This is a genomic window from Parasphingorhabdus sp., assembly GCF_039968395.1.
In the GTDB taxonomy this organism is placed as follows: Bacteria; Pseudomonadota; Alphaproteobacteria; order Sphingomonadales; family Sphingomonadaceae; genus Parasphingorhabdus.
Window position 1 is genome coordinate 17,742 of the sequence record NZ_JBDVPV010000003.1, and the last position, 21,774, is coordinate 39,515.

A 21,774-nucleotide genomic window follows, 5' to 3' on the forward strand; every position below is an offset into this window, starting at 1 on the left:
CTAAAAACTCATTTCCGGATAAATCCTGGTCAGATCGCCATTCCACTCGCCGTGATACAGATCGAGCAATTGTGCGGCCGGGGATTTTCCCTTTGCGACGACATCACGCAGCGGGTCGAGGAATCCGGTTTCATTGTCTCCGCTGGTATTCATGCGCGCCCGGGCAGATAGTCCGGCGGATGCAATGTCAAGTATTTCACCGGCCAGATCGATCAGCTTTCCGCCATTGGGAATAGGCGTATCCAGTCCTTGCTTCGGAACGGCGTTGCGTAGCGCTTCGCGTTCTTCCATCGACCAGCCCTTTACCCGGTCCCAGGCGGCATCCAGAGCGGTCTGATCATAAAGCAATCCCACCCAGAAGGCGGGCAATGCGCAAATCCGGTGCCACGGTCCGCCATCGGCACCGCGCATTTCGAGAAAGCTTTTCAGCCGGACTTCGGGGAAGGCGGTGGACAGATGGTCATTCCAGTCCGCCATGGTGGGTTTCTCTCCGGGTAGAACAGAGAGATCGCCCTTCAGGAAATCTCGAAAGCTGAGCCCTGCGGCGTCAATATATTTGCCGTCACGGAAGACGAAATACATCGGCACATCCAGCATATATTGCGCATAACGCTCATAGCCGAAGCCATCTTCGAAAACGAACGGCAGCATGCCTGTCCGGTGCGGATCGGTATCCGACCAGATATGGCTGCGAAAGCTTTCAAAGCCATTAGGCTTGCCTTCGGTAAAGGGCGAACTGGCAAACAAAGCGGTGGCGAGCGGCTGCAACGCCAAGCCTACGCGAAATTTCTGTGCCATGTCGGCTTCGCTGCTATAATCCAGATTAACCTGAATCGTGCAGGTGCGCAGCATCATGTCGAGGCCGAGATTGCCGACTCGCGGCATGTGGTTGAGCATGATGCCATAGCGGCCCTTGGGCATGATCGGCAGCTCTTCACGGGTCTTGTCCGGCCACATGCCCATGCCCAGAAAAGCCTTGCCGGTTTTTTCGCCAATAGCCTTGACCTGCGTCAGGTGACGTCCGGTTTCGTTGCAGGTCTGGTGCAGGTTTTCCAGCGGCGCGCCCGACAGTTCCAGCTGACCCGCCGGTTCCAGGCTCACAGTGCCATCGTCTCCCGACATGGCGATGACTTTTCCATTCTCTAATACCGGTTCCCAGCCAAATTCTTCGAGTGCGAGCAGCAGGTCTTTTATACCGCCCGGTTCTTCATAGCTCGGGGCGTGAAAGTCTTCCGTGCAATAGACGAATTTTTCATGCTCGGTGCCGATGCGCCAATCTTCTTTGGGTTTCTCGCCACCGGCCATCGGTTCGATGAGTTGGCTTATATCCTCGATTATCGGATCGTTGCTTTCTGAAACCTGTCTTGTGCTCATCATCTGCGTTTAAGCAACTGTCGGAAATATCGCTAGAAATATTTTGCTTGTGGACAGAAGAAAAAACTTCAGATCAGCCACTTCACTGCAACGAACCCGCCGACAAACAACACGCCGCCCAGGGTCGTTGCGATGGCAAAGTTCTTGTCGATCCACTCTTTCATCGGAGGTCCGAAGAACCGGAGCAGGGCCGCGACAAGGAAAAAGCGTGCCGAGCGGGCAATGATTGCTGCTGCAATCAAAATGTAGATTGGCATGGCGGTGCTGCCGGCCGCAATGGTGATGACTTTGAACGGCAGCGGCGTGAAGCCTGCGAGCAGCACAACGATCCAGCCTTGTTCGTTGAAATTTTGGGCAAACAGATCAAATTTGTCAGCCAGACCATAGAATTCAAGGATCGCAATGCCGATGGTTTCGAACAGGAAGAATCCGATCGCATATCCGAGGACGGCTCCCAATACCGAAGATATTGTGCAGATAGTGGCATACCAGAACGCCCGTTCCGGTCTGGCGAGGCACATCGGAGCGAGCATGACGTCGGGCGGGATCGGGAAGAAGCTCGATTCAGCGAAACTGATTCCCGACAACCATTTCGTTGCCTGGGGATGTCCGGCTTTTTCCAGCATCCATTCATAGAGACGTTTTAGCATTGCGTTTTTTTATCCCTCAAGCGCCGGACGGGCACATCCGTGCCCTTGGCTACGCGCCATAAGGCCCGGCGGACGCCATTTGATTTTGGCGACCTTGCCTCGCTCCGCTCGGTTGGATTTTCTGTCAGGACAGTATTCGCCATACCGAGGCGCAGCCGAGGCAAGCGCGACCGCGCGCCCGAGTTGATGCGAGGATAGCCAAGCGGGCGGATGCCCGCGCCCGGCGCCTGAGGTTAAAATATCAATGCCCCGGCGCACCAGACACATCATCCATCAATTCCTTGGGCGTTTCCCGGCCATGATCCGTTCCTGCTGTCCGGTTGCCTTTCGCCAGCGCGAATACCACACCGGACAAGGCGATCAGGGCGACGATATTGGGTAACGTCATGACAGCATTGGAAATGTCACCCAGGCGCCAAACCAGTTGCAGCGGCGCGAATGAGCCGAAGAATATCACCACGCACCAGAGCACCCGCCACGCGAAATGAAGTTTCTTCTCTCCGCTGAGTGTAGCTCCGGGAAGCAAGTCATAGAGGTAGGTGATGGCGCGTTCGCCATAATAGCTCCAGGTCAGCAAGGTCGTAAACACGAACAGGATCAATGCGATCGAAACCACCAGTGTCCCGATCGGAATGCCAAATAGCTGCCACGGGAATGCTGCAGCATAGGCACCTGACGTCATCGCAAAGCCATTGAGATCGGACTGCCATGCATGTTCAACGGCTTGCTGAACTCCGTTGGCATCGGTGGCCGTGAAGTCTCCCGCGACAGTCAGCATTACCAGCGCGGTCATCGTACAGATAACCACGGTATCGATGAACGTACCCATCATCGCAAAGCGGCCTTGTGCGGCAGGATCGTTTGTCTGGGCAACCGCATGGGCGATTGGTGTGGAACCCTGACCCGCTTCATTGGAAAACAATCCGCGCGCCACGCCGGCACGAATGGCGATCATGATCATCGCTCCCAGAAAACCGCCTGCCGCCGCATCATAGCCAAAGGCTCCGGCGAAGATCCGCGAGAAGGTTTCAGGCAGATAAGGCAAGTTGATCATCAGTGCGATGAAAGCCATCAGCAGATAGGCAGCTGCCATCCAAGGAACGATGGTTTCAGCAACTTTACCGATAGACTTGATGCCGCCGATAATGACTGCGAAAACCGCTACCGCTGCTACTGCGCCGCCAATCCATTCCTCGATGCCGAACAGTTCATTGGCTGAATCTCCGAGGCTGTTCGCTTGAATTCCGTTGCCGGTGACCAGTGCAGAAAATAGCGCTCCCAGACAGAATAATACGGCAAGCCATGTCCATTTGGGCCCCAGGCCGATGCTAATATAGGTCATCGGGCCGCCGCGATATGTGCCCTCTTCGGTTTTTTCGCGAAAGCGCACGGCGAGAGAACCTTCCGCAAAGGCAAGCGCCATGCCGAAAAGTGCAGTGACCCACATCCAGAATATCGCGCCCGGACCACCCAGGGTAATGGCCGTGGCGACGCCAGCAAGATTACCGGTACCCACTTGCCCCGACAGCGCCGTAGAAAGCGCCGCAAACGGAGAAATTTCTCCGGCACCCTTGGTTTCCGGTTTCTTGAACAGTCCTGCCAGGGCAGGGAATAATCTGCGGATGGGATAGCCGCGCAGGCCAATCATGAAATAGATGCCGGCGCCCAGCAATATAATGACCATCGGCGGAATGGGCTGGCCTGCAATCGCAATAACGGGTTCTCCGTTCCAGGACCCGCCCCAGATGAAATCCGATACATTGGTGACTGGCTGGATGGCGGCTTCTAGTGCAGAAACTGGTGCTGTGCTCACTGATATTCTCCCCGACCACGCGGTTACGCGCAGAAATATTCTGTTGTTGCGCCCGGATTAGCAGCCCCGACTCTTTTGGCAAATGCTTTTGCGATGAGCTCCGGATTTCGCAAATGCTTTTGCCAAATGGATTGCACGGCTTATGGTGACCGGCGTAACGGATCAATCGACGCCGTAATTTGCGAAGTGGAGCAGTTTAGAATGAGTGATCAAGTCAGCAGCCTTTGGGTTCAGAAATCGGATTTGCCGAAAAGCCAATGGCATCACAGCGCTATTCCTGACCTGGCCGATGGAGAGATTCTGCTGGAAATCGAAAAATATGCGCTGACTGCAAATAACATTACTTATGCCGCCGTTGGTGATGGTTTCGGATACTGGAATTTTTTCCCGACCGGCGATGATGAAGCAGGAATTGTACCGGTTTGGGGCTTTGCAAAAGTTGTCGCATCCCAAAATTCCGAAATCGCCGTAGGCGAAAGAATCTACGGTTATCTGCCGATGGCAAGCCATCTGGTGGTCGCGCCGGGCAATGTCACGGCTGCAGGTTTTGTCGATACTGCCGCGCATCGCCAGGGTCTGGCAATTATCTACAATCAATATAACCGACTGGGAACGGATGCCGGCACCGGCGAAGCCGAACGCGCGCTGTATCAGCCCCTTTTCACGACCAGTTTTTTGATTGAGGATTTTATGCGTCAGTCGGACTGGTACGGTGCAGAAGCATTGCTGTTGACCAGCGCATCTTCAAAAACCGCACTGGGCCTTGCCATGGTCGCCAAAAATCTTAGTCCCGCCGTAAAACGCATCGGACTGACATCACCGGGCAATGCCGATTTTGTCAATGATACCGGCCTGTATGACCAGGTTCTCACATATGACGCTCTTGGAAGCGCAGATGCCGCACAGCAAATCGTATCCGTGGATTTTGCGGGAAACAGCAAATTGCTGACCCAGATACATGACTTCTGGGATCAAAATCTGAAATTCAGTTCGCTAGTCGGCGCAACCCATATATCGGAACGTTCCGGTGCCAGCGACTTGAAAGGGCCAGCGCCGGTTCTGTTTTTTGCCCCGACCGCGGCGGAAACACTGATGAAGGAAATCGGGCCAGTGGAGTTCCGCGCGCGGGTCGACGCGCAGTTTGCAAACTTTGTTGCCGGCGTCGATGGCCATCTTTTGGTGGAGTATCTGTCCGGAGAGGAAGCATTGCAAAGTGCCTATCTGGAAATGCTGGCCAACAAGGTTGCTCCCAATCGCGGTATAATCTGCGCTTTTTAGGGAAGTTGAGAGTTTGGTAAATTGATGGTCAAATGACTGGCAAGCTTCGAAAAACATTGCTTATTGGTGCAAATTATCAATAATGGCTTCAACGGGGTCGCACCTGTTGAGGAGTGGCATGTCAGAGGATCTCAAATCCGGTGATGCGACGTCGGGGGCTGCGCAAATCTCTCCCGATCTGTCCCGCCATGCACTTTTTGCGGATGTTCCGCCCGATGCACTTGAGGCGCTGGCCGCGGTTTCTGAAATCAGGCCGGTGTCTGGCGGAGAATTGCTCGTCGAGCAGGGCGAGGATGCCGATGCCCTGTATTTTGTGGAGTCGGGTCGTTTTCGCGTCGTGGTAAACAAGGTTCACGTTGTCGCCTATATCGAAGCTGGTGAAGCGATTGGAGAGCTGGCGTTTTTCGCGGGAGGAAAACGGACGGCTGATGTCCTGGCGACCCGGGATTCGGCCGTACTGAAAGTTTCGCGGCGTGCATTTGATGACATAACTCACACGCATCCGTCATTGAATGAAGCCATGCTTAAACTGGTGTCGGAGCGTCTTGCTGCTGCCACTGCCCGAATTTCATCCGGGTCGACCACCACGCCGCGCGTCATTGCTTTGTTGCCTGCCGGGGACTCGCAGCTTCCCGACGGGTTTGTTTCGCGATTGGCCGCGGCATTTGAAGCGGTGATCCCGGATGATACCGCTGTGGTCGCACTCGACCGCGCCACGAGCGAGGCTGCAGACGGAGCCGCATATCAGGCGTGGCTCGCGGAACAGGAAGCAAAGGGCGCCTATGTTCTGGTCGATGGGAGCGGGCCAGAAAAATGGAGCGACCAGATTTGCCGGAATGCTGATGCACTTGTCATGGTTGGGCGCCCCGGAATGGCGACACCGGACACGAACCAGGCAGAGGAAAAAGCACTGCGCTGGATCAGCGAGGATCATCGCACTTTGTTGCTCGTCCGGGACAAGGCCAGCAAAACCATATCCCATAGCGCGGCGTGGATTGATCCGCGTCAGCCCAAATTGCACCATCATATGGCGCTTGATCAAGATGGAGACTTCAACAAGGTGGCGCGGTTCCTGACCGGACGCGCAATTGGTCTTGTTCTCGCTGGTGGCGGTGCACTGGGTTGTGCGCATCTGGGCGTGGTTCAAGCGCTGCGACAGGCTGATATTCCCATTGATTTTATCGGCGGTGCCAGCGCGGGCGCTGCGATGGGCGGTGCAATTGCCCGGGGCATGTCCGTTGCAGAAACGCTCGACCAGATGGAAGCGATGTTCATTCAGGCCAAGGCAATGCGCCGATTGACGCTGCCGCTCTATTCGCTGCTTGACCCAACGGTCTTCGATAGCGAGTTGCGCACGCGCTATGGCACCCGGGACATTGCTGATCAGCCCATCAATTTTTTTGGCGTCTCCACCAACCTGTCAACCAATGGACTGCATATTCACCGGCGCGGTCCGCTTTGGGAATGCGTTCGGGCTTCCGGCTCCCTGCCGACAATTTTGCCTCCGTTCATTGATCGCGAAGGCAATATACTGGTCGACGGGGGGGTATTGGACAATGTCCCGGTCAAGGTCATGCACGATCTGAAAGCCGGCCCCAATATTGTCGTATCGCTGGGTGACCCCAATGAGGTCTGGCGCACAGATGTAGAATATGATGATGTCAGGGGACGGTGGACCTTGCTCCGTGATGTCATGATGCGGCGCAAGCGGGAAGCCGAGTTTCCTTCGATTGTCGAAATCATGTCCCGATCGATGGTTGTGGCCAGTCGGATGGCATCCAAAGAGATGCTCAGTGGTGATGATATCCTGGTCAATCCGCCGATCATCCCGGATATGCAGATTCTGGACTGGCATCTCGGTCGTGAACTGGCGGATATGGCGGCAGAATATATCACCGAAAAAGTGTTGATAAGCGCAGATTTCAAAGCAAATCTAGCCAAATAGGTAAAAATACTTGACATCGTCACGCTATTTAGGTACATATACGGAACATCGAGAAAATGTGATTCGGGTCGGACGGCTCTGACAGCAAGCCATCTTTTCAAGTGGGTGTGCAGGTCAGGTGCTGCGGCCTTTTTTGTGCCGGCTATTTTGGCGGCCGAACGACGGGATGTTATGACAAGCGAACAAATGGAAAGTTCCGGGCGCAATCCCGAAAGGGATCGACAATCCCGAAACACGCCGCTGCAAGCCTGGCAGGAAAGTCAAAAGCAGATTTTTCTGGCGGAGCTGGCGGCGACGTCCTGTGTCGCCCATTCTGCGAGAAAGGCGAAACTCTCCAGATCAACGCTGTATCTTTGGCGTGACAAGGATAACGGATTTGCCGAGGAATGGCGGGCGGCTCTGGCCTCCGGGTTCGAGTTACTGGAAATGGAATTGCTCGTGCGTGCGCGACGCGGGGTGGACGTCCCTGTTTTTCATGGTGGAAAACATGTCGGCACGATCAAGCAGTATAATGATGCCACCGCGCTCAGGCTGCTGGCGCTGCACAAGGAGACTGTCGCGATGACAAGGGCAACTGAGACACAACAGTCCGAAAGTGCGGTCGAAGTCCGGGCGCGGATCGATGCGAAGCTGAATGCCATGCGCGAGAGATTACAACGTCGCCGGGCGCGCGAGAATGACGCCAACAAACCGGGAAACGAACCGCTTTCCGGCAATGCTGGCTGACGGATGACCAATATCTGGAGCGCCCGGCAATTTGCCGATGGCGAGGTTGAGGAACAGGAATATTATCTGAACAGCCTGAATGAGTTGGACCAGCTCGCCTATCTGTCGGACTGGTCGCGATGGGCACGTGAAGAGCAGATTGCTCCAGACGGCAAATGGGCAACCTGGCTGATCATGGCAGGAAGAGGATTTGGCAAAACCCGGGCCGGTGCGGAATGGGTCCGCTCTATCGCCGAGTGTGATGGTACCGCCCGGTTTGCGCTGATCGGAGCCAGTTTCGCGGAAACCAGAGCGGTGATGATTGAAGGAGAGAGTGGATTACTATCCATTGCACCGTCCCGAGATATTCCGGTCTGGGAACCTTCGTTGAAGCGATTGCGCTGGAATAACGGGGCCGAGGCGCGACTGTTCTCGGCTGCAGATCCAGAGGGCCTGCGCGGGCCTTCGCATAGTCATGCCTGGTGTGATGAAATTGCCAAATGGCTAAACAACAACGGTCAGGCCCGGGCGACCTGGGACAATCTGAAAATGGGCATGCGCCTGGGTGAGCGACCGCAGATCGTCGCGACGACCACGCCGCGTCCCGTGCCTCTGGTGCGCGCCCTGGTCAGAGAGGCATCGGTTTCAGTTACTCGCGGGCGGACATTGGACAATGTTCTCAATCTGCCGGAGGCTTTTTTGACTGCGATGCTAAGTGATTATGGCGGAACGCGTCTCGGACGGCAGGAGCTTGATGGCGAGTTGATTGAAGAATTGGAAGGCGCGCTGTGGACCCGGGAAATGATCGAGTCCTGTCGGTCGGTGAATCCGGGTGTGCCGGTTCGTGTCGTCATCGGAGTCGACCCGCCTGCCTCTGCAACGGGTGATGCTTGCGGCATAATTGTCGCGGGTCTTGTTGGCTCGGAGCGGGATGCGAAGGCTTTGGTTCTCGCGGATTGCAGCATTGCACACGCCAGTCCCGAAACCTGGGCGCGGGCGGTGTCGGATGCAGCCCGGAATTGGACGGCAGACCGCGTGATCGCGGAAGCCAATCAGGGCGGAGCGATGGTGAAATCGGTCCTGCATGCGGCCAATATTGCCTTGCCGGTCAGACTGGTCCACGCCTCCCGCGGCAAAGTGGCGAGAGCGGAACCCGTGGCTGCGCTTTATGAGGCGGGCAGGGTTCATCATGCCGAATGCTTTGCACGGCTTGAGGACGAACTGTGCGGCCTGCTGGTAGGCGGAACCTATGAAGGTCCCGGCCGATCACCGGACCGTGCAGATGCGCTGGTTTATGCGCTGACGGAACTGATGCTCAAACCATCACAGTCACCCCATGTTCGGACGGTGAGTTAGGAAAATAGATGACATTCTGGAACAGAATAGCGCTGGCGCTGAAAGGCAGCAGCGGACACACACATGCGCCCTTGGGGCGGAGTTATATCGGCACATATGGTGGTGCGTTTCTTTCGGGCACTGCGCCGTTCTCCTATGAGGCATCGGTGCGCGAAGCCTATATCGAGAATGCGATTGCACAGCGCGCAGTCCGTATCGTTTCGGAAGGTGTGGGCGGGGCTCCGATCGTGCCGGTTAATGGTTCGGTGGAAGCCTTGTTGCAGACCACCAGTGCGGGCCAGCCGCTGCTGGAAACAATCGCTGCGCATTTGTTGCTGCATGGCAATGCCTATGTCCAGGTCCTGGAGGGGCTGTCGGGTGATATTGATCACCAGCCCGCAGAGCTGTTTGCGTTGCGGCCGGACCGGATCACTATCGAGCCAGACGCCAAAGGCTGGCCTGCTGCCTATGTTTATCGTGCCGGAGAAAATCAGACCCGTTTCGCTGCCGAAGAATCCGGGGGGCGAAACACGATCATTCACATCAAAGCTTTCCATCCAACGGATGATCACTATGGGCTGGGCTGTCTCGGGGCCGCGTCCAGGGCGGTTGCCGTGCACAATGCTGCGACAGTCTGGAACAAGGCTTTGCTCGACAATGCGGCCCGGCCTTCCGGTGCTCTGGTTTACGATCCCGGAGCAGATGGATCGGTACTGTCTCCCGATCAGTTTGACCGTCTGAAGGCAGAGATGGAAGCCAGTTTTGCGGGTACGGGCAATGCCGGACGCCCGATGTTGCTTGAAGGCGGACTGTCCTGGCAATCGATGAGCATGTCCCCGGCGGACATGGATTTTGTAGCCCTGAAAGCGGCGGCGGCGCGGGAAATCGCTCTGGCCTTTGGCGTCCCGCCGATGCTGCTCGGTCTGCCGGGCGACAATAGCTATGCCAATTACCGGGAAGCCAATCGCGCGCTTTGGCGGCTGACGATTCTGCCGCTCGCCGGCAAGTTACTGGAAGGCTTGTCCCGCGGGCTGCAAGACTGGTGGCCTGACCTTGATTTGAACATTGACCGCGATCAGATCCCGGCCCTGTCCGAAGATCGGGAGCGATTGTGGAAACAGGTTTGTGAAGCGGATTTTCTGTCACCGGAAGAGAAAAGGGCGATGCTGGGAATTGAGTGAGGGGTTATCGCGGGCCTTGGTAACTGTCTGTCATGCTACAGACACGCTCGTCATAGTGCCAGCTGCCACCGCTATCCAGACATCCATCGATACGGAAAAAATCAGTGGCATCGGCATATACATATGCTCCCAAAAGTAGGATTGAAAGGCCGCCGATAGCTAATCGTTTCATTGGACCATTGTTGTCAGTCAGGAACGATAGTCAATGGTGATTTGCCTCAGAGAATTGGGAATGAGTCTCTTTTAGACCGCAAGCGCCGGTCGGTCTTGTCTCGCTGCGCTCCGTTCGGCGACCTCTCTTTAGATTGCGCCAAACCGACGCGAAGCGGAGGCAAGCGCGACCGCGCGCCCGAGCTTATGCGAGGATAGCCAAGCGGGCGGATGCCCGCGCCCGGCGCTTGAGGTTTATAAACAAAGGACAAACAAATATGCAAAAGGAAGAAATGCTTGCGCGCCTGATCGAGCAGGCGGAGGGCGATGGCGCGGAGCTGGTGACGTTGCGTGCGATTGTAGAGGAAGCCACCGACAGCGGCGCCGAACGGGTGCTGGACCGGTTGGGCCTCGCCGACCCGACGGCGCAGGATGATATTGACCAGCTGCGCGAGTTATTGCGGGCGTGGCGCGACGCGAAGGCCAGCGCCTGGAAGGCTGCTGTGACGTGGATTGTCCGGGCCTTCTTCGCTTTGCTGTTAATCGGAATTGCTGTGCGCCTGGGGCTGGGTGATCTGGTGACATGAACGTCACTCGCTTTGCCGGTTATGCCGCGATCTTCAATCATCTCGACAAAGGCGGCGATATTATTCGACCTGGTGCATTTGGAGACTTGCCACATGGCCAGACCATACCGCTGTTGTGGCAACACAGCCCCGAACACCGGATCGGAACAATCACTTATGCCAGAGAAGATGCGCGGGGATTGCGGGTGATCGGAACTGTGTCCGGTGCAACAGGTGCCGGACGCAGCGCATCGAAGATGCTGTCCAGCCGGATCAGAACTGGCCTGAGCTTCGGATACCGGGTCCGCGAGTCTACTGGCCGCAATCCGCGTGAGCTGCTTGATCTGGATGTTGCCGAGATATCGCTGGTCACATCCCCGATGCAGCAACTTGCAACCGTAACTGCACTGCAAACATGAAACCACGCCGTGTCGCCCCGCAACGGGCGGCTTTATATTGCCCAGAAGAAAGGAAAAACATGACACTCTCCCCCGAAAAAATTTCGACCTGTCTCGAGATCAAGGCAGACCCGCTGGAAGCCAGCTTTGATGCAACTACCCAGGCGGCGCATCCAAGCGAACAGGATAACGCGATTGCCGGATTGCGAACCGATGTCGATGGCTTGAAATCCCAGATGGCAGATATCTCGCGGGCTTCCGCCCGGCCGGTGCTGGATGGCACGAAGGGACTGTCTTTGTCTTCGCAACGCCGTGACTTTACCGAAAAATATCTGCGCCGCGGCGACCATCGCGGGATTGAGCTGAAGAGCTTCTCCGGGACCTCCGGGCCGGAAGGCGGCTTCGCAGTACCACAAGAGATCGATGCATTGATCGGGCGCACATTGAAGGACATATCTCCGATCCGGTCGATTGCAACGGTCGTCCAAACCGGTAGCGCCGGCTATCGCAAGCTGGTTACCGATGGCGGCACGCCTTCAGGCTGGGTCAGCGAAACGGCAGCGCGCCCCGAAACCGACACCCCGAATTTCAACGAGATCGCTCCGCCCGCCGGTGAACTTTATGCCAATCCGGCGGCTTCGCAGGCGATGCTGGATGACGCGGTATTTGATGTCGAGGTCTGGCTGTCAGACGAGATTGCACGGGAATTTGCCCGGTCGGAAGGGGCTGCCTTTGTAAATGGGTCGGGGGTCAATCAACCGCTGGGATTTCTGAACAGCATCGTGACTGACGAACCGGATGACGCTCGTGATTTCAGTTCGCTGCAATATGTTGCTTCGGGATCGAGCGGCAGTTTTGCAGGCAGTGACGGCGAAGATGCGCTGGTTGATCTGGTCCATGCGTTGAAGCCTGCCTATCGTCAGGGCGCCAGTTTTGTCATGAACAGTAGCACTCTGGCGCGCATACGCAAATTCAAGACAGCGGATGGCGCATTTCTGTGGCAATCTTCTCTGGCTCAGGGCCAACCTGGTACTTTGCTGGGTTATCCGGTTGTGGAAGCAGAAGACATGCCGGACATTGCAGCAGATTCTCTATCCATTGCATTCGGCAACTTCCGGGCAGGCTATTTGATCGCCGAACGCAGTGCGACCAGCATTTTGCGAGACCCGTTCACCAACAAACCCTTTGTGCATTTCTACGCGACCAAACGTGTCGGCGGACAGGTGATGAACAGCGAGGCCATTAAACTGATGCAGTTCAGCGCCAGCTAGTCTGAAGGTTTTGCCGCTTCGACGGCCGCGCCCGTGCCTGCATGCTCCCCCAACAGACTGGCACGGGTGCATCACTTTTGTAACTTGAAAGCCGATGGAAAGGATACCCATTGTGAGTATTCCGATAGACGATTTGCCGGATATTCCGGCCGATCTCATAGACGAGATAAAGGCCTTCCTGCGGCTCGATCATGACGAGGATGATCCGGCGATCGCGGAAATGGCGGGCAGTGCCAGTCTGCTTTGTGAGAGTTTTACTCGGCAACTGCTTGTCGCACGCATGGCCCAGGACATGTTACCGGTGAAAAACGTCTGGCAGAAACTAAGCCGTTTGCCGGTCCAGGCAATCGATCTGGTTGAATCTGTTGCAGCTGACGGACTGACGCAAGAATTGTCATCTGACGATTATATCGTTGATATTGATAGCGATGGCCAAGGCTGGATACGGCTGCAAACTGCTGTGTCAGTATCGCGCGTTCGGGTGAGTTATGCGGCCGGGCTGGTTGCGGACTGGGAGGAAGTGCCGACCATGTTGCGTCAGGGCATCGTTCGAATGACTGGCTATTTTTATGCCAATCGTGACAGCAACGATGTTCATCAGCTGCCGCATGCCGTTTCCGCACTTTGGCGTCCTTATCGCCGGATGAGGATGGGCTGACATGCCGAAAAACATCAGGCCGGAATTTGCCGGAAAATTACACGAGCGCATTCTAATCGAAAGGCCGACGGCCGTGCGTGACGGGGCGGGGTCGGCGTCGGGTGAATTCGAATCTATTGGCGATTTTTGGGCTGGGGCAGAAGCTCACAGCTCGATGCCGGACGAACGTGCAGAAAGCCGTGCTGCAATGCCGGTATGGCAATTTGTGCTGCGTCTGGCTGAAGAGATTTTACCTGGAGATCATATTGTGTGGAATGCGCGCCGGTTGATCGTGCGGACGGCGACTGCCGAGTTCAGGCCAGTACCGAAAACAACCTTGATTGCGGAGGAAACAAGATGACCGACAAATTGGTCAAGAGCCTGCAGGCACGGGGCGAAAATCTTGCGGCCGTTCAGGTCACGCGCAAACTGGATGCGACTGAAGCTGTCCTGTCGGAAGATCTTCCCGAATATATTGTGGTCCGGAAACGCGGCGATGATCTGATGGTCATCGGGTCGGATGTTATCGGTGAACGCGTCCGTAACAGCAGCTTGCGGGACATCGGATTTCTGATGCGGGGTGTTCGGTGAGCAGTGCACTGCAAGCTGTTCAGCAAAGTCTTGTCGCCTCGCTCGAAAATCATCAGCCGCTGGTTGCAGAAATCAGCGGAGTTTTTGACGGTCCGCCTCCGCGCGCAGTCTTTCCCTATATTGCTCTGACGACCGGGGCTTCGCTGGACTGGAGCCACAAAACGGGAGTTGGGCGCGCGCTGACCCTCGGGCTCACAGTGCATGACACCGGCAGTTCTGCCGCGCGACTGCATCGGGTCATGGCGCTGGTCGAAGAGGCGCTGGCCGATGGAATCGAAGAACCGCAGGACTGGACGATCGTCACCTTCCGATTTCGCCGGACACGGATCGTGCGAAGCGCAACCGGACCATGGTTCGGAATTGTCGAATATCGTGCGCGATGCCTGCAATCCTAGACAATCCGGACAACAGATCTGAGCCCCCAACACCATAAAGGAATTTTAACATGACAGCAGAAAAAGGCAGTGCCTTCCTTCTGAAAATCAGCGACGGAGAAAGTCCAGCAAATTACACCACAATGGCGGGTCTGCGGACGACGCACATGTCGGTAAACGGTGAACCGGTCGCGATTACAAACAAGGATAGTGGCGGATGGCGGCAATTATTGTCGGGCGCTGGCGTTCGGTCTGTTTCCGTTTCCGGCGCCGGCGTGTTCACAGGATCGGATGCAGAGACCCGTATCAGAGATCATGCGCTGAACGGTCTGATTGATGCCTATCAATTGAGCTTTGAGGGCGGTGAAATCCTGCAAGGTGATTTTCTGGTGACCAGGCTGGATTATAGCGGCGACTATAATGGAGAACGCAGCTACACTTTGAGTCTCGAAAGTTCCGGAGCAATTGTGAATGTCTGATCCGGCAAACATTGTGCGCGGTGAAACATCACTGAAAATCGGAGGCTACGAGATCGTGTTGCGGCCAAGTTTTGGCGGACTGGTCGCAGTGGAAGAGGAACTTGGATCGTTGCTGGCTCTGGTTGGCCGGGCCGCTGACGGGCAATTGAAACTCTCCGAGATAACAACCCTGTTTTGGTATCTGGTCAAGGACCGGCCGGAGCATTTGACCCGGAAGCAGTTTGACGAGGCCATTGTCAGCCTCGGCCTGAGTGGAACAACCCCGGCGCTCAAAACCGTCTTGAAGCAGATATTGCAAGGTCATGCCGCCGGTGTCAGCCAACCCCCGGATGCGTGACGATTTTCGCGGCGCGATGTTCCGGTTGTCCGGATTAATCAGCGCAATATTTGGCTGGTCACCCGAACAGTTCTGGTCGTCCACGCCTGCTGAACTGCACGCTGTGTTCATGGCCTGGACGGAGGCAAGTTGCGGGTCGGCGGATATTGTACCGATCAACCGGGAAAATCTGGAACAAATGAAGAAAGACTGCCCTGATGGATGATGAGATCGAACAGCTGACCGTGCGTGTGCGTGCAGACACAATCAGTTTCGCGAAGGATGTTGCGGACATGAAAGCCCAACTTGACGGCCCGTTTTCCGACGGCCTGGAAAAGGCTGGCTCTGCACTGCAAGGCACGCTCAGCCGCGCCATCCGGCAAGGATCGCTCGACTTTGAAGATTTAAAGCGCACGGCGCTGGCTGTCATAGCTGAAATCGCCAATGCTGCGATTAGCAGCGGACTGGCCCGGCTGCTCGGCAGCGGCGAAAGCGATGGGAATGGCGGTTTTTCCGGAATCGGAAACGCAGTTCTGGGCGCGGTATTGGGTATGCCGGGAAGAGCCACCGGTGGGCCGGTAACACAGGGTCGGGCCTACCAGGTGGGCGAACAAGGCCCGGAACTGTTTGTTCCCGCATCCTCTGGGCGTATCGAAAACCTGGAACCATCTACCCGCCAGCCCAGTCTGCAACTGACCATCAATATTTCGGACAATGGACGCGGGAGCGCGCCGGATCAGATGCGGCGATCGAGCCGACAGGTTGCGCGGGTGGTCCGCAACGCGCTGGCAAGCCGGTCGCTCTAGAACCGCAGACAACAGAACAGGACGACTGAAATGGGCTTTTGGCTTGCCGACCAGAGAACTTCGCAGCGTAGCAGTACAATACAGCGCTTTGATCCGAGATTCTGGACTGTAAACTTTCCGCGTCCGATGATGGCATCTGTCGTCACCACAGCGCCGGATGCGCTTCGGGTTGATGCCATATTCTACAACAGCGACGAACTGGCGGGTCTGATCTGGGACAGTGCGGACGGACTCGATCATCCCTTGCTCGCCTATGAAACACTGACAGACTACAGCCGCCTCAGCTTGCGGTTCCGCTGGAGATCTTCCGGGATCATGCCGCTCGACTCGGTTCATGGGCCAACCCTGACAATCGAAGGCCATGATGCGCAGGGCAATTCAAGATCATGGTATGTTCGATTGTGGAACTATGCCAGCGGCACGTCAGAAGATGCTTACATATCTTTGGAGTTTTCGGCGCTTGATGGCGGCTTTCTTTTGCCTGGTGAAGCAGATCCCGTCGATCCTGCCAACATCGACCGACTGTTCATTTCCATCGTTCCACCGGCTTATGATGCGTTGGGAACGCGTTACGAAACACCCATGCAAGGCTGGGTCGAGATGAATGAGATTTCAACTGACGGCGACGGCGCTGTTCTCGAGATTGGCGATATAATTGTCCCGGAACATGGCCTGGCCATGGCAACCGCTTATGACGACAGTTTCAACCAGACACCTGAAAGACTGTTGAGATCAATCCGGGCGCTGGGATATCGCGGCACGATCAACCATTATCTTGGCATGAGCCACTATTTCAGGCTCGGAACATTGGGAGAAGGCTTGTATGTCAGCCTTTCCGCGCCGCAGGAACATGAAGAATTTGCCGCGATCAACCAGCCTTGTGTGTCCTGGCACCGTGATTTTATCACCCGCGCCATGGAGTTGGGCGACGAGGTGATCCTTTCACTTTCCTATGAATTGTTCGATGCCCATTGCTGGAACGACTGGAAGCAGCGCGCGGAAAATGGCGAACCCGCGCTGACCGGTTGGGAGCCTCCATCTGCATTATTGTCGCCGGCCAATTCCGGAGCCATGTCCTATTTGCAAGCTGTTGCACGGGCGTTTACCGCCATTGCCCGTGATGCCGGTGCCGCGATCCGGTTTCAGGTGGGTGAACCCTGGTGGTGGATCATGACCGACGGTCGGATCTGCCTTTATGATGACGCCGCCACTGCTGCCTTTGGCGAGACCAGTGTCTCCATTTCAGACATCAAGGGACCAAAAACACAGGAACAGCAGGACATGCTGGATATCGCGGGTGTCCTGCTTGCGCAATCGACCGCTGATTTGATTGCGGCGGTCATGGATGAAGCCGGGGGTGTCGCAGTGGAAACTCTGCTTCTGGCCTATCTGCCCACGATTGTGGATGTAGAGGCACCTGAAGCTGTGCGGGCGAACTTGCCCGTGGGCTGGTCCAGCCCTGCATTCGATATCCTGCAGCTGGAGGATTATGACTGGGTCATTGCCGGCGATCATGCATCAACAGTTCGCGGTGCTACCGCTGCCACCGCACGATTGGGCTATCCAATCGACCAGCAGCATTATTTTTCGGGCTTCGTTCTCGCAGCGAACGACAGGTTCATCTGGCGCAACATGGTAGATGCCCTGGATGCCGCCGCCGCGCGCGGTATCGAAACCAGATTTGTCTGGGCACTGCCCCAGATTGCCCGTGACGGTTTTGTCTACTTTGGAGAAGAGGATGAAGATGTGAACGCATTTGACGACGTACAATTTCCTTTGGCCATTGGGCTGGGCGCGCGTGTGTCGCCGTTATTTTCGACAGGCATCACGACCAGCCTGTCTGGCCATGAAACACGCAACAGCAATTGGGTCGATGCCCGGCTGGAATTTGATGTCGGTCCGGGTGTGCGCAGTGAAGAAGAGGTTGGAATTTTGCTGGGCTTTTTCCGTGCACGCCGCGGTGCCGCCAAGGCGTTTCGCGTGCGCGATCCAAGTGATTTCAGTTCAAACGGCATGTCAGGTTCTCCCACGGCGCTGGATCAACTGATCGGGATTGGTGATGATCAGCTGACGCTTTTTCCGCTGATCAAAAACTATGACGCAGACAGTGAAGAGCCGCAAGTGCGCCAGATTACGCGTCCGGAGAACGACACGATTGTTGTCGCGATAGACGGGGTGGAGGTCAATGACTGGACCTTGGCGGAATTGGGACAGATTGAATTTTCGCAGCCGCCCCCGGATGGTGCAAGAATCACTGCCGGCTTTCTGTTCGACGTGCCCGTCCGGTTTGGAGAGGACAGGCTGGACATCAATTGTGCCACGTTTCAGGCTGGTGAGATCCCGGTGGTGCCGCTTGTCGAAGTGAAAGAAGCGTCATGAGTCTTGATTGGCTTGACCAGCAAGTGACGACGCGGGCGTTTGCTTGGCGGCTGGAGCGAGAAGATGGCGTTGCATTCGGCTTTGTATCACACGACCGCGATGTCAGCATTGACGATTTCACCTACCGTGCCGCACCCGGTATGGTGCCCTCTACAATCGCGCTGACCGACGATCTTGATTATAATAATGTTGAAGTCGAAGGCGTGATGACGAGCGCGGCAATTACCGAAAGTGACCTGTTGTCCGGCCGTTGGAACGGGGCCCGTCTGGAGATACTGCTGATCGATTGGGCCAATCCTGAAAATGAGATTGTGCACCTGATTAGCGGTGAATTTTCAGAAGTTGTGCAATCTGAAAACCGCTTTCGCGTGGAAATGCTTGGACCAACATCGGCGCTGGATGAACCAGTTGCTCCTTTGACTTCCCCCTCGTGCCGAGCCGATTTCGGGGGCAAGGGCTGCAAGATCAGTCTGCACCGGCATCAGCAGCATTGCATATTGGCTGCAGTGGATGGTGACGGGCTGGAATTTGAGGCTCTTGCCGGCGAGGCTGCGCTCTATGGATTTGGCGAACTGAGATGGCTGACCGGCGAGAATTGCGGATTGAGCTTTGCGATCATGAGCGGCAGCGGCAATCACATTCTGCTGGCGGATCAGCCTCGCGGCGAAGTGAAATCCGGTGACCGCGCCCTACTGACGGCCGGATGCAACAAAATGTTCGCCACCTGCCGCGACCGGTTTAACAATGTCGTGAACTTTCGCGGTGAACCCCATTTGCCGGGGAATGATCTGCTGACCAGATATCCCGGCGCATGAGTTTACAGACCCCGCGGGCGCAAATTGTGGCCGGTGAAGCCCGGCGTTTATGTGGCACGCGCTATCGGTTGCATGGCCGGGATCCCGTACACGGCATTGATTGCATTGGACTGTGCTGGCTTAGCCTTGCGGCTGCCGGAATCCGTTGCGAAGCGCCGAACGGCTACGCGCTGCGAGGCGGCACTGTGAAGCAAGTAGAACGGTTCATGTCTGGCATCGGGCTGACGCGCATCGGCGAATATGGAGGGCAGTCCCCGCGCCGCTGGCGAGACGGAGATATCATGTTGACCCGCCCGGCGCCGTTGCAGTTGCACATGATTATCGGGGCCGCAGGCGGGATGGTTCATGCGCATGCCGGTTTGCGCAAAGTCGTGTTTTCAAGAGCGGGCAGGCTCGGAGAACTACTGGCGATTTTCAGATTGTTGGAGGAATAAATGGCGACGTTGGTGCTGACGGCGGTGGGCAGCGCAATTGGTGGGCCAATAGGCGGCGCTCTCGGTGCTGTTTTGGGACAGACCCTGGATCAGAACCTGTTGTTCAAGCCTGCAGGCAGAGAAGGGCCAAGGATTCAGGACCTTACCGTACAAACATCCAGCTATGGCTCTCAGATTCCTCGTATTTATGGACGCATGCGGGTTGCAGGAACCGTAATCTGGGCGACGGATATCAAGGAAACAAAACAGACTGAAAGCAGCGGGAAGGGCAAGCCGGGCAGCACGACTTATGCCTATTCAGCCTGTTTCGCTGTCGCGCTGTCCAGTCGCCCCATTTATTCCGTCGGACGGATCTGGGCGGATGGGAAAATATTCAGGGGGTCCGCCGGTGATTTCAAAACTCCGACCGGGTTTCAGATACACACTGGCCAGGAAGATCAGCTGGCAGATGATCTGATTGAAGCAGCAGAAGCAGATGGCGCTTCGCCGGCATTTCGAGGCTTGGCAGTGGCGGTATTTGAAGACATGGACCTGGCGGATTACGGAAACCGCATTCCGTCACTCACATTTGAAGTGATCGCAGATGATCAGGACGTCATTGTTGCGGATATTCTGGCGGACCTCTCGAATGACAGCATTTCATCGGACATCAATCGGACCTTGTCCGGCTTTGCCGGTGCGGGGCCGGATCGGCGAGCCGCCATCCTGCCGTTAATGCGGGCCATGCCCATGTCATTTCAGGATGTCGGGACCGGACATCACGCGCTCCACCAGTTGGAAGAGGAGCTGGCAAAGACAATATTCGAGGAGCAACACATAGCCCACCAGACTGATGGTCAGGATCTGAGTCGACCTGAAATGCAGAGCCGTTCCGAGGCTCAGGTTCCCCGGCAGCTTGCCTTGCGTTACTACGATCCTGACCGAGACTATCAAACCAGTCTGCAAAATGCTTTTCGATCCGGGAAAAGCAGAATGGTCAAACATCTCGATTTTCCTGCGGTTCTGCCCGCTGCAGATGCCAGATCTCTGGCTGATACCGGTCTTTGGGCTGCTTATCAGAACCGGGTTTCGGCAAGCGCGCACATTGTGCCGGTTTCAAACTTCGCGAAACCAGGATCCCTGGTTGTGCTACCGAATTGGCCTGATACCTGGCGTGTGCGTGGATGGGAATTCAAAGGCGGTGCAATAGAACTGGCGCTATCACGATTTGGAGGTCGACTGCCAGACCAGGAAAACTCAGCCGATCAAGGACGTGCGGTACAGGAACCTGATGCGTTGGCCGGTCCGACGCGTGCCGCCCTTGTGGATTTGCCTTTTGCGTTGGAATCTCCGGAGCAAATATCTGATTCTCCACGGCTATTTGCGGTGGCGGCTGGCGAAACCGGCTGGCGCAATGCGCAGTTATATACGGTGGACGACGAAGGAGAATCGTCACAATGGATTGCTCCTGTGCCATCCCCCGCTCTGTTGGGGACATGTGAAGATATTTTGGCCGGTGCAAGCCCGCTGCTCGTCGATGAAGTGAGCAAACTGGATATCGTTCTCCACAATCCAGAAATGAATTTGCATGACGCCAGTGATGCGCAGCTATTGGCAGGTCAGAACCTGGCCTCAATAGGTGCTGAAATCATCCAGTTTGGTAGCGCGCTGCCTTTGGGCAATAACCGGTATCGCATATCGCGACTTTTGAGAGGGCTTGGTGGAACCGAAATTGAAATCGAGCGGCACGAGGCTGATGAAGATTTCATACTTCTTGAATCCGGTTCACTGGTTGAAATCGGGTCTCGATTTTATTCTATCTTTCAGCCGGTCAGCATTGCCGTAGTGGGCAGAGATGATGATGAACCAGTGATCGCGTCTCTGGCATATTCGGGGCGGGCATTGAAGCCATGGTCTCCGGTGCATCCCTCCCGCTCATTCGGTTCGACCGGAGATCTGACTCTTGGTTGGACCAGAAGATCCCGCGCCGGCCTTTTGTGGCTGGATGGCGTAGATGCGCCGCGTGCTGAAGACGATGAGCGCTACCGGATTTCTATCTGGCTTGATGAAGGGTCGCAACTGGTAGCGGTAGAGGAGGTTTCGGCACCTCAGTTCGAAATTTCAGCTGCCGATGTTACGCAATATATCAGTTCCGGGACAATAAGTCTGACCTTTGAAGTAAGCCAGATCGGTCGATATGGATGGTCTGATCCATTGATCATATCAGTATCCCTGGCGTGATGTCGCGTTTCCGCGTGACAATAATCAAACTTGGGCATTCCTAGGCATCAATGGAGG

24 protein-coding genes are annotated in these 21,774 nt (G+C 56.0%); 20 read left to right on the forward strand and 4 right to left on the reverse strand.

Features of this window, described 5'->3' with window-relative positions; all coding sequences use genetic code 11:
* The 3 genes from ABJI30_RS08020 to ABJI30_RS08030 form a co-directional block, all read right to left on the reverse strand.
* Positions 1-1,374, reverse strand: coding sequence for a glutamate--cysteine ligase (locus ABJI30_RS08020; RefSeq protein ID WP_348015901.1), 1,374 nt, complete (start codon positions 1,372-1,374; stop codon positions 1-3).
* 68 nt (positions 1,375-1,442) lie between these two features.
* A complete protein-coding gene (locus tag ABJI30_RS08025) occupies positions 1,443-2,024 on the reverse strand; it encodes a YqaA family protein (protein ID WP_348015662.1) in 582 nt (193 codons plus the stop codon).
* A gap of 241 nt (positions 2,025-2,265) precedes the next feature.
* Positions 2,266-3,837, reverse strand: coding sequence for an alanine/glycine:cation symporter family protein (locus tag ABJI30_RS08030; protein WP_348015663.1), 1,572 nt, complete (start codon positions 3,835-3,837; stop codon positions 2,266-2,268).
* A 201-nt stretch (positions 3,838-4,038) separates the two neighbouring features.
* Between ABJI30_RS08030 and ABJI30_RS08035 the strand changes: the two genes are divergently transcribed.
* From ABJI30_RS08035 to ABJI30_RS08055, 5 genes are all read left to right on the forward strand, one after another.
* On the forward strand, positions 4,039-5,115 hold the full coding sequence (locus ABJI30_RS08035) for a DUF2855 family protein (protein WP_348015664.1): 1,077 nt from the start codon (positions 4,039-4,041) through the stop codon (positions 5,113-5,115).
* 118 nt (positions 5,116-5,233) lie between these two features.
* On the forward strand, positions 5,234-7,060 hold the full coding sequence (locus ABJI30_RS08040) for a patatin-like phospholipase family protein (RefSeq protein WP_348015665.1): 1,827 nt from the start codon (positions 5,234-5,236) through the stop codon (positions 7,058-7,060).
* 171 nt (positions 7,061-7,231) lie between these two features.
* Entirely contained in the window at positions 7,232-7,786 is a 555-nt protein-coding gene (locus tag ABJI30_RS08045; protein WP_348015666.1) for a hypothetical protein, read from the forward strand.
* 3 nt (positions 7,787-7,789) lie between these two features.
* Positions 7,790-9,121, forward strand: a complete 1,332-nt coding sequence (locus ABJI30_RS08050; RefSeq protein WP_348015667.1) for a terminase family protein — start codon at positions 7,790-7,792, stop codon at positions 9,119-9,121.
* Positions 9,122-9,129: 8 nt separating this feature from the next.
* The gene (locus tag ABJI30_RS08055; protein ID WP_348015668.1) at positions 9,130-10,281 is read left to right on the forward strand and encodes a phage portal protein; all 1,152 of its coding nucleotides are present in this window, start codon (positions 9,130-9,132) and stop codon (positions 10,279-10,281) included.
* A 4-nt stretch (positions 10,282-10,285) separates the two neighbouring features.
* Here ABJI30_RS08055 and ABJI30_RS08060 read toward each other — a convergent pair whose 3' ends face one another.
* Positions 10,286-10,453 carry a hypothetical protein gene (locus ABJI30_RS08060; RefSeq protein ID WP_348015669.1) on the reverse strand — a complete coding sequence of 56 codons (168 nt, stop codon included), beginning with the start codon at positions 10,451-10,453 and terminating at the stop codon, positions 10,286-10,288.
* A 256-nt stretch (positions 10,454-10,709) separates the two neighbouring features.
* Between ABJI30_RS08060 and ABJI30_RS08065 the strand changes: the two genes are divergently transcribed.
* The 15 genes from ABJI30_RS08065 (at position 10,710) to ABJI30_RS08135 (ending at position 21,717) form a co-directional block, all read left to right on the forward strand.
* Positions 10,710-11,018 carry a DUF6127 family protein gene (locus ABJI30_RS08065; protein WP_348015670.1) on the forward strand — a complete coding sequence of 103 codons (309 nt, stop codon included), beginning with the start codon at positions 10,710-10,712 and terminating at the stop codon, positions 11,016-11,018.
* Positions 11,015-11,416 (forward strand): HK97 family phage prohead protease, encoded by a 402-nt coding sequence (locus tag ABJI30_RS08070; RefSeq protein ID WP_348015671.1) that lies wholly within the window; start codon positions 11,015-11,017, stop codon positions 11,414-11,416. Before ABJI30_RS08065 ends, ABJI30_RS08070 begins: the two co-directional genes overlap by 4 nt.
* Before the next feature lie 59 nt (positions 11,417-11,475).
* A complete protein-coding gene (locus ABJI30_RS08075) occupies positions 11,476-12,666 on the forward strand; it encodes a phage major capsid protein (RefSeq protein WP_348015672.1) in 1,191 nt (396 codons plus the stop codon).
* Between the two features lie 112 nt (positions 12,667-12,778).
* Entirely contained in the window at positions 12,779-13,324 is a 546-nt protein-coding gene (locus tag ABJI30_RS08080) for a hypothetical protein (RefSeq protein WP_348015673.1), read from the forward strand.
* 1 nt (position 13,325) lies between these two features.
* Entirely contained in the window at positions 13,326-13,664 is a 339-nt protein-coding gene (locus tag ABJI30_RS08085; RefSeq protein ID WP_348015674.1) for a hypothetical protein, read from the forward strand.
* On the forward strand, positions 13,661-13,894 hold the full coding sequence (locus ABJI30_RS08090; protein ID WP_348015675.1) for a hypothetical protein: 234 nt from the start codon (positions 13,661-13,663) through the stop codon (positions 13,892-13,894). The genes ABJI30_RS08085 and ABJI30_RS08090 overlap by 4 nt, the downstream gene beginning before the upstream one ends.
* Positions 13,891-14,289: a DUF3168 domain-containing protein gene (locus ABJI30_RS08095; protein WP_348015676.1), complete on the forward strand. Its 399-nt coding sequence runs from the start codon at positions 13,891-13,893 to the stop codon at positions 14,287-14,289. Before ABJI30_RS08090 ends, ABJI30_RS08095 begins: the two co-directional genes overlap by 4 nt.
* A gap of 50 nt (positions 14,290-14,339) precedes the next feature.
* Positions 14,340-14,747: a phage tail protein gene (locus tag ABJI30_RS08100; RefSeq protein WP_348015677.1), complete on the forward strand. Its 408-nt coding sequence runs from the start codon at positions 14,340-14,342 to the stop codon at positions 14,745-14,747.
* Positions 14,740-15,084 carry a gene transfer agent family protein gene (locus ABJI30_RS08105; protein WP_348015678.1) on the forward strand — a complete coding sequence of 115 codons (345 nt, stop codon included), beginning with the start codon at positions 14,740-14,742 and terminating at the stop codon, positions 15,082-15,084. Before ABJI30_RS08100 ends, ABJI30_RS08105 begins: the two co-directional genes overlap by 8 nt.
* The gene (locus tag ABJI30_RS08110; protein ID WP_348015679.1) at positions 15,077-15,289 is read left to right on the forward strand and encodes a phage tail assembly chaperone; all 213 of its coding nucleotides are present in this window, start codon (positions 15,077-15,079) and stop codon (positions 15,287-15,289) included. Before ABJI30_RS08105 ends, ABJI30_RS08110 begins: the two co-directional genes overlap by 8 nt.
* Complete coding sequence (locus tag ABJI30_RS08115) at positions 15,282-15,869, forward strand: tail tape measure protein (RefSeq protein WP_348015680.1); 588 nt, start codon at positions 15,282-15,284, stop codon at positions 15,867-15,869. The genes ABJI30_RS08110 and ABJI30_RS08115 overlap by 8 nt, the downstream gene beginning before the upstream one ends.
* 30 nt (positions 15,870-15,899) lie before the next feature.
* On the forward strand, positions 15,900-18,248 hold the full coding sequence (locus ABJI30_RS08120) for a DUF2460 domain-containing protein (protein ID WP_348015681.1): 2,349 nt from the start codon (positions 15,900-15,902) through the stop codon (positions 18,246-18,248).
* A complete protein-coding gene (locus ABJI30_RS08125) occupies positions 18,245-19,063 on the forward strand; it encodes a DUF2163 domain-containing protein (protein WP_348015682.1) in 819 nt (272 codons plus the stop codon). Before ABJI30_RS08120 ends, ABJI30_RS08125 begins: the two co-directional genes overlap by 4 nt.
* Positions 19,060-19,497, forward strand: coding sequence for a peptidoglycan endopeptidase (locus tag ABJI30_RS08130; protein WP_348015683.1), 438 nt, complete (start codon positions 19,060-19,062; stop codon positions 19,495-19,497). Before ABJI30_RS08125 ends, ABJI30_RS08130 begins: the two co-directional genes overlap by 4 nt.
* Entirely contained in the window at positions 19,498-21,717 is a 2,220-nt protein-coding gene (locus tag ABJI30_RS08135) for a phage tail protein (protein WP_348015684.1), read from the forward strand.
* Positions 21,718-21,774 lie beyond the last annotated feature (57 nt).

What these genes read in the sequence shown, in the direction of transcription:
- ABJI30_RS08020 (WP_348015901.1), bottom strand. Translation starts at nt 1,374, where the DNA reads ATGAGCACAAGACAGGTTTCAGAAAGCAACGATCCGATAATCGAGGAT.
- ABJI30_RS08025 (WP_348015662.1), bottom strand. Translation starts at nt 2,024, where the DNA reads ATGCTAAAACGTCTCTATGAATGGATGCTGGAAAAAGCCGGACATCCC.
- ABJI30_RS08035 (WP_348015664.1), top strand. Translation starts at nt 4,039, where the DNA reads ATGAGTGATCAAGTCAGCAGCCTTTGGGTTCAGAAATCGGATTTGCCG.
- ABJI30_RS08040 (WP_348015665.1), top strand. Translation starts at nt 5,234, where the DNA reads ATGTCAGAGGATCTCAAATCCGGTGATGCGACGTCGGGGGCTGCGCAA.
- ABJI30_RS08045 (WP_348015666.1), top strand. Translation starts at nt 7,232, where the DNA reads ATGACAAGCGAACAAATGGAAAGTTCCGGGCGCAATCCCGAAAGGGAT.
- ABJI30_RS08050 (WP_348015667.1), top strand. Translation starts at nt 7,790, where the DNA reads ATGACCAATATCTGGAGCGCCCGGCAATTTGCCGATGGCGAGGTTGAG.
- ABJI30_RS08055 (WP_348015668.1), top strand. Translation starts at nt 9,130, where the DNA reads ATGACATTCTGGAACAGAATAGCGCTGGCGCTGAAAGGCAGCAGCGGA.
- ABJI30_RS08060 (WP_348015669.1), bottom strand. Translation starts at nt 10,453, where the DNA reads ATGAAACGATTAGCTATCGGCGGCCTTTCAATCCTACTTTTGGGAGCA.
- ABJI30_RS08065 (WP_348015670.1), top strand. Translation starts at nt 10,710, where the DNA reads ATGCAAAAGGAAGAAATGCTTGCGCGCCTGATCGAGCAGGCGGAGGGC.
- ABJI30_RS08070 (WP_348015671.1), top strand. Translation starts at nt 11,015, where the DNA reads ATGAACGTCACTCGCTTTGCCGGTTATGCCGCGATCTTCAATCATCTC.
- ABJI30_RS08075 (WP_348015672.1), top strand. Translation starts at nt 11,476, where the DNA reads ATGACACTCTCCCCCGAAAAAATTTCGACCTGTCTCGAGATCAAGGCA.
- ABJI30_RS08085 (WP_348015674.1), top strand. Translation starts at nt 13,326, where the DNA reads ATGCCGAAAAACATCAGGCCGGAATTTGCCGGAAAATTACACGAGCGC.
- ABJI30_RS08090 (WP_348015675.1), top strand. Translation starts at nt 13,661, where the DNA reads ATGACCGACAAATTGGTCAAGAGCCTGCAGGCACGGGGCGAAAATCTT.
- ABJI30_RS08100 (WP_348015677.1), top strand. Translation starts at nt 14,340, where the DNA reads ATGACAGCAGAAAAAGGCAGTGCCTTCCTTCTGAAAATCAGCGACGGA.
- ABJI30_RS08105 (WP_348015678.1), top strand. Translation starts at nt 14,740, where the DNA reads ATGTCTGATCCGGCAAACATTGTGCGCGGTGAAACATCACTGAAAATC.
- ABJI30_RS08110 (WP_348015679.1), top strand. Translation starts at nt 15,077, where the DNA reads ATGCGTGACGATTTTCGCGGCGCGATGTTCCGGTTGTCCGGATTAATC.
- ABJI30_RS08115 (WP_348015680.1), top strand. Translation starts at nt 15,282, where the DNA reads ATGGATGATGAGATCGAACAGCTGACCGTGCGTGTGCGTGCAGACACA.
- ABJI30_RS08120 (WP_348015681.1), top strand. Translation starts at nt 15,900, where the DNA reads ATGGGCTTTTGGCTTGCCGACCAGAGAACTTCGCAGCGTAGCAGTACA.
- ABJI30_RS08125 (WP_348015682.1), top strand. Translation starts at nt 18,245, where the DNA reads ATGAGTCTTGATTGGCTTGACCAGCAAGTGACGACGCGGGCGTTTGCT.
- ABJI30_RS08130 (WP_348015683.1), top strand. Translation starts at nt 19,060, where the DNA reads ATGAGTTTACAGACCCCGCGGGCGCAAATTGTGGCCGGTGAAGCCCGG.
- ABJI30_RS08135 (WP_348015684.1), top strand. Translation starts at nt 19,498, where the DNA reads ATGGCGACGTTGGTGCTGACGGCGGTGGGCAGCGCAATTGGTGGGCCA.